Origin of the sequence: Serratia sp. (in: enterobacteria) (assembly GCF_046715635.1) — a bacterium.
Classification (GTDB): Bacteria; Pseudomonadota; Gammaproteobacteria; order Enterobacterales; family Enterobacteriaceae; genus Chania.
The window spans coordinates 1-7,496 of record NZ_JBKJYW010000385.1; the positions used below are offsets into that span (position 1 = coordinate 1).

Annotated in this window: 8 protein-coding genes; 4 read left to right on the forward strand and 4 right to left on the reverse strand. The window is 56.3% G+C overall.

Annotation, left to right across the window (positions count from 1 at the left end; translation table 11 throughout):
• A partial coding sequence (locus tag ACLQ7H_RS20000) for a LysR family transcriptional regulator (RefSeq protein WP_411754177.1) occupies positions 1-490 on the reverse strand: 490 nt, incomplete at its 3' end.
• A gap of 104 nt (positions 491-594) precedes the next feature.
• On the opposite strand from ACLQ7H_RS20000, the gene ACLQ7H_RS20005 reads away from it, so the two are divergent.
• Entirely contained in the window at positions 595-1,119 is a 525-nt protein-coding gene (locus ACLQ7H_RS20005) for an NAD(P)H-dependent oxidoreductase (RefSeq protein ID WP_411754178.1), read from the forward strand.
• A 68-nt stretch (positions 1,120-1,187) separates the two neighbouring features.
• Here ACLQ7H_RS20005 and ACLQ7H_RS20010 read toward each other — a convergent pair whose 3' ends face one another.
• Positions 1,188-3,221, reverse strand: coding sequence for a glycoside hydrolase family 3 N-terminal domain-containing protein (locus ACLQ7H_RS20010; protein WP_411754179.1), 2,034 nt, complete (start codon positions 3,219-3,221; stop codon positions 1,188-1,190).
• Between the two features lie 463 nt (positions 3,222-3,684).
• On the opposite strand from ACLQ7H_RS20010, the gene gspN reads away from it, so the two are divergent.
• From gspN to ACLQ7H_RS20025, 3 genes are read left to right on the forward strand one after another with little or no spacing between them, the layout of a single operon-like run.
• Entirely contained in the window at positions 3,685-4,392 is a 708-nt protein-coding gene (gene gspN / locus ACLQ7H_RS20015) for a type II secretion system protein N (protein ID WP_411754180.1), read from the forward strand.
• Positions 4,371-4,835 (forward strand): type II secretion system assembly factor GspB, encoded by a 465-nt coding sequence (gspB, locus tag ACLQ7H_RS20020; RefSeq protein ID WP_411754181.1) that lies wholly within the window; start codon positions 4,371-4,373, stop codon positions 4,833-4,835. The genes gspN and gspB overlap by 22 nt, the downstream gene beginning before the upstream one ends.
• Positions 4,836-4,855: 20 nt before the next feature.
• Complete coding sequence (locus ACLQ7H_RS20025; RefSeq protein ID WP_411754184.1) at positions 4,856-5,656, forward strand: prepilin peptidase; 801 nt, start codon at positions 4,856-4,858, stop codon at positions 5,654-5,656.
• Here the strand turns inward: ACLQ7H_RS20025 and gspS are convergent.
• Together gspS and ACLQ7H_RS20035 are read right to left on the reverse strand one after the other, a co-directional pair.
• Positions 5,634-5,990 carry a type II secretion system pilot lipoprotein GspS gene (gspS, locus tag ACLQ7H_RS20030; RefSeq protein WP_411754182.1) on the reverse strand — a complete coding sequence of 119 codons (357 nt, stop codon included), beginning with the start codon at positions 5,988-5,990 and terminating at the stop codon, positions 5,634-5,636. The genes ACLQ7H_RS20025 and gspS overlap by 23 nt on opposite strands.
• A 76-nt stretch (positions 5,991-6,066) precedes the next feature.
• Positions 6,067-7,496: alpha,alpha-phosphotrehalase (locus ACLQ7H_RS20035; protein WP_411754183.1), on the reverse strand; the 1,430-nt coding region annotated here is incomplete at its 5' end.

Sequence of the window (7,496 nt, forward strand, 5' to 3'; positions counted from 1 at the left end):
GGTAGAGCGGGCGTGCTACCAGCCGGCTATCGGGATCGACCTGGCTGCCGATGCCCACATCAAAACCTTCACCGACCAGGTTCACCACCCGGGCATCTAGCGACAGATCCAGATCGATCATCGGGTAACGCTGTAAAAACTCAGGGATCAGCGGCATCAGCACCTGGCGGCCAAAGCCTGGGATCATGCTGACGCGCACGCTACCGGCAGGAGGGAGTTGCGCCCCCCCTGCCAGCTCTAGCGTGGCGGTCAGCGCTTGCCATAACGGTGCTACCTGTTCCAGCAGGGCTTTGCCTTCGTCAGTCAGCACCACGCTGTGGGTGTTGCGTTGGAACAACCGCAGCGCCAGCTTCTCTTCCAGCACGTGGATATTTTTGCTGATCGCTGCCGGGGTCACGCCCAGCTGGCGTGCAGCGGCGGAGAAGTTTTGTGTCTGAGCGGCGCTGAGAAAGGCCGGTAACAGGCGGTGTACGTCAATGGGCAGCGACATAATGGTTGATACTTTAGGTTGAAGTTAATGTGACCGTTTACAGACTACACCGGAAACGGAGGAAATGAAAAAATGGCTTACTTTCGATAAACAAGGATTTCCCCATGTCGCGTATTTTAGTGTTGGCAGCCCACCGTTTCCCTGATGACTCCCGCATCAATAAGGCGCTGATCGAGGCGCTGCGTCCGTTACCTAACGTCACCGTACATGAACTGATGCGTGTTTACCCGGACTACCAGATTGACGTGGCCCGCGAGCAGGAACTGCTGCAGGCGCACGACGTGGTGGTGATGCTGTTTCCGTTCTATTGGTATAGCTCACCGGCGATCCTCAGCGAGTGGCAGGATGCGGTATTAACCCACGGTTTCGCCTATGGCAGCGAAGGCACCCAACTGCAGGGTAAGCCTTTGCAACTGGTGGTCAGCACCGGGGGTAATGCGCAGGCCTATTCACCGGCAGGCTATAACCGCTATCCGGTGGTCGATCTGCTGCGGCCATTTAACGCCGTCGCCAATCTCACCGGCATGGACTATTTACCGCCACATTTGGTGCAGGGTGTATTTGATATGAGCGATGAGGTGTTGGCACAGGAAGCGGCGAACGTAGTGAAGCTGGTGCAGAGTTTTTAAGTTCGGGCGACAGGGGGGCGTTCTACATCCCTCTTCCACACGGGAAGAGGGATGAGGAGAAGGTCGTATTAAAGAATACCCGCGCCGATTGGGAACAGAGGATCGACAGAATCGTGTGCCACATCCTCTTTCTGATCCAGCACCGCCTGCCAACTGGATGGCAGCTCAAACGGTAACTTACCCTGTGCCTTGCTCTTGCCGGTGATCACATCCAGCACCGCCTCATCGGATGCGCCAAAGTTGGCCAGCAGTACGTCGGTTTTATCCACGATGTTGGTCAGAATGGCCGGGCGATCGAGGTAAACGGAAATCACCGTTGGCAAATTGAGAGCTTTCACCTGTTTGATCAGCTGATAGTCTTCACTACCGCTGTAAGTGCCAGCTTTCTGATCCAGCACCACGCTATCGGCATCGTCAAAGCCCAACTGGCCGAAGTTGACCGAAACGCCAAACGGATAGTGCGGATCGTTCTGATGCGGGGTATCTACCCGCAGGATGGCAATCTCCGCTTCTTCCGGCGTAGCAACCACTTCCAGCCCATAGCGTGCCGCCACGGTTGCGTTGACGTTATGCAGGAACACCTTCTTGCCGCTCAGCGCCAGTGGCAACAGGGAATTATTATTCTGCAACAGGATCTGCGCACGGCGCTGTGCGTCATCCCCTTGCTGCTGGAATTCCGCGTTGCCGACGATTTTCACCGCTTTGGCTTCATCTACGTAAGGCTTTTCAAACAGCCCCAACTCAAACTTCTGCTGTAAAATACGAGTGACGGAAGCGTCGATGGTGGCGATCGGCAGTTGTTGCTGGTTGATGGCTGCGATCAGATCGCTAGGATCGCTGGTGCCGCCGAACTGATCGATACCGGCCTCCACCGCTTTCACTACGCGTTCCTGACGGGTGAGATTTTCCACGCCCCAAGACATGCCGATCCCGGCAGTCCAAGGTGAGACTCCGGCGGCGATGTCGGCATCGCTGATGCCAGTGGCGCATTTACCTTCGCAACTTTCCAGGATGCCCCAGTCACTTAGCACTACGCCGGTGAAACCAAACCGACCACGCAGCATCTCGGTCAACACCTGCTTGTTAAAGCCAAAACCCACTTCTTCAATCAGCTGATCCTTGTACCACAGGTTAATCGGTTGGCCGTAATAAGGCATCACCGAGGCCACATTGGCGGCAAACGCCCCTTCGAACGGCACCAGGTGGTATTCCAGATTATCGCCCGGATAGACCTGCTCTTTGCCAAAGATATTGTGCGGATCCAACCCGCCAAGCTGTGGGCCACCACCGGCAAAGTGTTTTACCACGGTGATGACGCTGCTCGGGGTCAGGCCTTTATCGCCATGCTGGAAGCCTTCGATATAGGCTTGTACCTGGCGTTTGGAGAGCAGGTTATCCTCACCGAAGGTGCCGTTGATACGGCCCCAACGTGGTTCGGTGGCCAGGTCTGCCTGCGGTGATAACGCCATGTGGATGCCAACGGCACGGTATTCCTGACGGGCGATATCACCAAAGGTTTTGGACAATGTCGCATCATCGATTGCCGCCAGGCCGAGTGGTTCGGGCCATTGGGAGAAGCTGCCTGCCGCGACGCTGGTGGCGTTCGGATCGTTAACGAAGTGGTTGCGCGGGTCGGTACTGATGGTCACCGGAATACCGAGACGAGACTTCTCGGCCATTTCCTGTAATGCATTGTTATCGGCGGAAATGTGCTGTGGATCGCCCGCCATGCGGGTAATGAAAGTGTTGACGAAGCGCTGGTTGACGTCTTCTTCGGCGGCGCTGATATCGACGTGGCCAGCACCATTGAGTCCGATGGTACCGTGCATCATGGCGCCGGCTTTTTCCTCCACGTTCATGCGGGCGGTAAGATCGCGGGCACGAGTGGCACTATCAAGACGCCAGTCTTCATAAGGATCGAGCTGGCCGTTTTTATTCAGATCTTTAAATTGCAGCCCGTCGACGGTAAGCGTTGGAATATTCCTGCTTTCCAGCTCCGCCTGATTACCCGGAGAAATCTGCCGATCATTATTGTCGCATCCGGTCAGCCCGGCGGCTAATAACCCACTGAATATAAATATCGACTTTCTTTTGATGGTCATAAAGAGTGCTCCATGTCACGAGAGGTAAAAAGGCAGGTAGAAAAACATGTCTGGCGAATTAATCTAAAATAATTATATTTATCATGTAATTATAATTCATATCTTATTTCTCCCTATTATTGCATGTTTTTTTTACAGCGTGAAATAAATCTATTTATAATTTGCGATGTTCTTCACACTTTACTCTTTGGTGCGGTTCTTTTACCGCCTGAAATAGCGTAATAGTAATTTAAGCAGAAAGTCAGGGAGGTTAATCGAGAAGGAATGATTATGAGCATAATAATTGTGTTGTGTGACTTATTTATACGGGAAATAATAAAACCTAATTACTCCGCGTTAAATATATGATTCAACGGCAGGGAGTGGGGGCTAATTTCGCGCTGTACTCAGCCCGAGGCCTGAATCTGCTCAATGGCGGGCTAATGGTGGCTGCTGCCTGGCTGCTGGCATCCCTTACCTGGCAGTGGTTATTGCCGCTAGCCTGTGGCTGATGGCGTGGCAACCGTTACAACAGGCGATTGTCAGCCAACAGCAGCGGCAGCAACAATTGCATTTACAGTGGCGGCAATTACAGCGTATCGCGCCACAGCCCGGTGCCACTGGCGGCTTACGCCAACTGTTGGAAAAAACCGCCGCCGAGCATGGTTTGATGGTGCGGGGAATAACGGAACAGCAGGGGCATGGTGGGGTAACGATAGGCTGGATGGGCCATTGGCAACTTTCCGCAGGCCGCTGGCAATTACCGCTCGAGGCGCTGCCTGCGTTGCTGGGTTATGCCCAACCGTTAGAAGGGCGTGGCGAATTGGCGCTGGTGCTGGAAGACGCCCGCTTTGACGCGCAGCAATGCCTGGCTCTGGCGGCAAAGGTTGAGCTACGCCGTGCGCAGTTCAGCCTGTTGGGGCAAACGCTGACGCTGGGTGAGCCTCAGCTAAGGTTGCGCTGTGAACCGCAGCGTTTGCTGTTCGCACTTCATCCACCACAACCGCCGCTGAAGCTGTTTGGTGAAGGGAGCGTGGACCTGCGTGGGGCCTATCGCTTTAGCGGTGGCTTGGGGGCGATGGAGGCGGTACCGGCGCAATGGCGGCAGGCGGTGGAAGCTGCAACCCGTGCCGGCACCGAAGGAAAACGGACGATCGAGGGAACAGGAATATGGCCAATCAACCTTTACTAGACCAGAACCCACCAAACGGTGGTTACCGCCTTCCCCATTGGCTTTTGGTGGCCTATGCCCTGTTGTTTCTGGCATTGGGCTGGTTGGCGGCCGATGTTTGGGCGGGGTATCACCCCCCTTCAGCATGCGCGGTATTGCCAGCGCCAGCCAAAGCTGTGGTCGAACCAGAGCCAATAGTCGCAACCTGTGAGGGGAATGCCTTACCTCCGCTGCGTTACAGCGCCCACGTGTATGCCGAGGATCCGCAGCAACGAAGCATCACGTTGAACGGCCAACAGTATCGAGAAGGGGACAATCTGGCCTGTGATGCAGTAGTGGCGCAGATCCAGCAGAGCATCACGATATTGGAGCAGCATGGGCAGGTCTCGATACTGGATGCATTGGAGGATTGGCCCGGTGGAGAGTTGGACGGGCAGGGCGAGGATAAGGAGGCGCAGCCGTGATAGATAGCCAATGGGTAGTGATGATGTGCGTGTTGGGATTGCTGGCGGGCAGCGTGTTGAACTGCGTGATCTGGCGATTGCCGCTGATGCTGCAACGCCGTGCGCAGCTTGAAGCTCGTGCTTTGTTGGGGCTGCCGCCGCAGGATGAGGGCTGCGAGGCACGCTTTAACCTGTTCTTGCCCCGTTCCTGCTGCCTCCATTGTCGGCACACCATTGCCTTTTATCACAATATCCCGTTGCTGAGCTGGCTGTGGCTGCGTGGCCGTTGTCGCCACTGTCGGCAACGCATCGGCTGGCGTTATCCGCTGGTGGAACTGGCGGCAGCGTTGAGCAGCGGTTGGGTTGCGCTGTGCTGGCCGCCGGGGGCTACCGCGTTGGCATTGGCGCTGTGTGCCTGGCTGCTGATTACGCTGCTGGCGATCGATCTCCAGCATCTGCTGCTGCCCGATGTGTTGACGCTGCCTCTTTTGTGGCTGGGCCTGTTAGTCAATTTACAAGGGACGCTGGTGCCGCTGAGTGATGCGGTATTGGGAGCGGCAAGTGGTTATTTATCCCTGTGGTTACTCTACTGGGGATTCAAGCTGGCGACCGGTAAAGAGGGACTAGGCTATGGGGATTTCAAATTGCTGGCGGCGTTAGGGGCGTGGTGCGGCTGGCAGAGTCTGCCGCGGGTTCTGCTGTGGGCTGCATTATTGGGGATCGTCGCGATGGTGCTGTTACGCCTGGCGGGACGTGCCGGGCGGGGAGATCCGCTGCCTTTTGGCCCCTGCCTGGCGCTGGCTGGCTGGTGGACGTTGATTACGCCTTTGGCAATGTGGTGAGGAAGGGTTGCAGTAACTGTTGGAACTCGGAGTACTGTGTGGCGCGTGGCGTGCTGTCTTTTAACAACTGTTGGTAAAGCTGGTTGCTGCGAGTCGCCATGCCTGCCGGTGGCTGCCAGCCACGCTGATGGGCCGCAGTGTAGGCCGATTGCTCAATTTGCCCGTTGGTGGGCAGATCGTTACGACCACACTGGTACTTCAGGTATTGGGTTCCAGCAATCAGTGAGGCGATTTGCTGGGCCTGCCCGTCTAGCGCCATAGGCGTAGAAGCTGGCGGGCTGGTTTGCTGGCAGGCACTGAGTAACAGGGGAAGTATTCCCAGTGCCAATTTCATTGCTCGATCCATACAAAATCCCTTTGTTTTCAACGAATTCTGTACGGATTGTAGCAAACAAACCCCTGTTGACCAATCAGGACTCCAGCAGCCACCAACTCGCTTCGAAAGGCCGCAAAACTCCGGCCCGTGGCTGCTCCGCAGCCTCCGTATAGTTGCTAGTCAGCGGTCGCCACAGTTCAGAAAACTCAACGCCAGCGGCATCCCAGGCCAACGGTTCGCGGCTCAGGTTCGCCACGACCAGCAATTTCTGTCCGTTCCAGCTACGCTGATAGCACCACAGTGCGGGGTGAGCCGGGGCTAGATCTTGATAATCGCCGTGGGTCAGTAACGGGTACTGCTTGCGCAGGGCAATCAGATGGCGGTAGGCGTAAAACACCGAATCCCTATCGGCCAATGCCGCCGTGGCATTTATCTGCGGGTAGTTCTCCGCACAGGCGATCCACGGTGTGCCAGTAGTGAAGCCTGCGTGAGTAGTAGAATCCCACTGCATCGGTGTGCGGCCATTGTCCCTTGATTTGCTGGCCAGAATGGCCAACAGATCGCTATCATTTTTCCCCTGAGCCCGCAGTTCGGCGTACATATTCAGGCTTTCCACATCGCGATAGCTTTCGATCTGCTGGAAGCCCGGGTTGGTCATACCGATCTCTTCACCCTGGTAGATATATGGCGTGCCCTGCATACCGTGCAGCACCATCGCCAGCATCTTGGCGGCGGTCACTCGCTGCTCGCCTTCGTCGCCAAAGCGTGAAACGATGCGCGGCTGGTCGTGATTACACCAGAACAGCGCGTTCCAGGCGCGGTTATGCATGCCTTGCTGCCAGTGGTGGAAAATCTGCTTCAGTTCGACGTAATCCGGCGCGGCCAACGTCCACTTCTGCCCGTTGGCATAGTCCACTTTCAGATGGTGGAAGTTAAAGGTCATCGACAGTTCGGCACCGCTTTGCGCCGCATACTGCTGGCAGTGCTCCAGCGAGGTTGAAGACATCTCGCCCACGGTCATCAGGCCGCGTGGCTGGAACACGTCGCGGCTCATCTCCTGCAAAAACTCGTGAATGCGCGGGCCGTCGGTGTAGAAACGGCGGCCATCGCCCTGGCTATCGCTTGGGAAGTCCTGTTGCTTGGAAACCAGATTGATCACGTCAAGACGCAGCCCGTCGACACCTTTATCTGCCCAGAACTGGCACACTTTCTTCAGCTCTTCGCGCACCGGCGGGTGTTCCCAGTTCAGGTCGGCCTGCTCGGTAGCAAACAGGTGCAGGTAGTATTGGCCGCTGTCGGCGTGCCATTGCCAGGCGTTGCCGCCAAATTTGGAGCGCCAGTTATTGGGCAGGGCGTCACCTTCGCCATCGCGCCAGATGTAGAACTGGCGCAGCGGGCTGGCAGGATCCTGCGCGGTTTTAAACCACGGGTGCTCTGGGGAGGTATGGTTAAACACCATATCCATCACGATGCGGATCTTGCGTTGATGGGCCTGTGCCACCAGGTGTTCGAAGTCGGCCAGGG

Bases quoted from the DNA above. Each gene is read 5' to 3' on its own strand.
- gspB (WP_411754181.1), top strand. From the start codon at position 4,371: ATGGCCAATCAACCTTTACTAGACCAGAACCCACCAAACGGTGGTTAC.
- ACLQ7H_RS20025 (WP_411754184.1), top strand. From the start codon at position 4,856: ATGATGTGCGTGTTGGGATTGCTGGCGGGCAGCGTGTTGAACTGCGTG.
- ACLQ7H_RS20005 (WP_411754178.1), top strand. From the start codon at position 595: ATGTCGCGTATTTTAGTGTTGGCAGCCCACCGTTTCCCTGATGACTCC.
- ACLQ7H_RS20010 (WP_411754179.1), bottom strand. From the start codon at position 3,221: ATGACCATCAAAAGAAAGTCGATATTTATATTCAGTGGGTTATTAGCC.
- gspS (WP_411754182.1), bottom strand. From the start codon at position 5,990: ATGAAATTGGCACTGGGAATACTTCCCCTGTTACTCAGTGCCTGCCAG.